The following is a 1,858-nucleotide window of genomic DNA, read 5'->3' as shown; positions in this document are numbered from 1 at the left end:
GCATGGGGCATTGGGCATTGGGCATTGGGCATTGGGCATTGGGCATTGGGCATTGATTATTTGCCTTATCTCCCTCATCCTCCCCTGCTCCCCCTGCTCCCCACTCCCCACTCCCCACTCCCCACTCCCCACTCCCTGCTAGAGTTTTTTATAGTTAATATTTCTTTCCGTGGGTATTTTGTAAAAAATGCACACATAAAGGTGAAAATCGAGACAGAATTATTTCTTGCTTCATCCAAGTTGTGCTTGACTCATGAATGTTTCTCTGGCTAAGGATCTGTCTGTTTATCAACTGGTTATGGGTGTGCAAATGCCTCCAAAACCATTGTCCCTCAGTCCTGCTACTCTGCTATCACTGGTGAGAGCGCAAATTGACTTACTAATTGAGCAACAAATTGTAGCCACTTTATGGGTGAAGCTACCACCAGAAAAAATTTGGCAATCAGAATTAGCGCGTTATCAATCCTCGGTAGGTGCATCTAGTCTGATTTATACTTGCCAGATTGACGAGAGTGGCAAAGGGGAAGATGAGGGAGCAGGGGAAGCAGGGGAAGAAAATACCCCTTTATCTTCCTCATCTCCCTCATCTTCCTCATTTTCTAATCATGTCCCCGTTCACCTATCACCAGATAGCCAAATGCGACGGGAAAACTTTCTGATGGTGTTATCGCCCCAGTTTTGCAGTTTAATTTTGGCTCATCGACCACTTAAAAAACGTAAAAATCAGACATCAGGGAAGGTAAATACTAATAAAAACCAGCCGTTGCTGATTATAAACACTGTTGAGGGGAGAGTAATTCAGCAAGTATTAGATGGTATTGAAAAAGCGATTACGCCAGAATCATCTTCAATACATGCTGATTTTATTTGTCCAACTGCGCCCGAAAGCGCATTAATGAATCAACTGTTTGCAAAACAACTCCTGCGACAAGATGAAATTAATCGTCAAATCATCACAGTCCGCACCACCAAGTTGCACCAGCAAAATCAAGAACTGCAAAACAAAGAGCAACTCAAAGATGAATACCTAAAAAATGTGTGTCAGGAACTGCGTACACCCTTGACGCACATGAAGACAGCACTTTCGTTATTGAATTCCCCTAATCTTAAACCACCCCAGCGACAACGTTATTTACAGATGTTAAATACCCAGTGCGATCAGCAAAATTCCCTGATTACTGGTTTGTTGGAACTGGTGCAGCTGGAACGTAATTTAGAGGGGACGGCTTTGGAGTCGGTGCGGCTTTCAGATATTGTGCCTGGAGTAGTCAGCACCTACCAACCTGTAGCCCAAGAAAAAGGGATTATGCTAGCCTACACTGTACCCACTGAACTTCCATCTATTTGGTGTGTGAGTGGTGGGCTGAGACAGATTGTGATTAATCTGCTGCACAACAGCATTAAGTTTACTCCTAATGGGGGTGAAGTATGGGTGCGTGCCCGAATTCAAGGCGATTATGTCCAATTAGAATTCCGCGACACAGGTATCGGTATTGCCGAAAGCGAGGTTTCCAAAATATTTGATCGCTTTTATCGTGTGCGTACAGCAGCAACTGAAGATTATGGTGGTGCTGGGTTAGGGTTAACAATTGTACAGCAATTGCTGCTACGCTGTGGCGGTTCTATTTCGGTGAAAAGTAAATTGTGTGAAGGTTCGACATTTACAGTGCAACTGCCAAGCGTTAGCGATACCCCAAAAGCGATCGCAATAGAAAATGAGTGATAATTATTCCCTTAGTTAACTTTGTGGTGCTATAAAGTTTTACATTTGTTTAAAGTTAACCTAACAACAGCACCACAAATTTGCCTATTGCCTATTGCCTATTGCCTATTGCCTGTTGCCTATTGCCTATTGCCT

1 protein-coding gene is annotated in these 1,858 nt (G+C 43.5%); it reads left to right on the top strand.

Annotated features, from left to right (window positions below):
* Nucleotides 1-253: 253 nt before the first annotated feature.
* Entirely contained in the window at nt 254-1,723 is a 1,470-nt protein-coding gene (locus tag VB740_RS36565) for a DICT sensory domain-containing protein (protein ID WP_323204690.1), read from the top strand.
* The last annotated feature ends 135 nt before the right edge of the window (nt 1,724-1,858 follow it).

The sequence above is a fragment of the Nostoc sp. UHCC 0251 genome, from assembly GCF_034932245.1.
Lineage (GTDB): Bacteria > Cyanobacteriota > Cyanobacteriia > Cyanobacteriales > Nostocaceae > Nostoc.
This window is presented reverse-complemented; position numbering and strand designations above follow the sequence as displayed.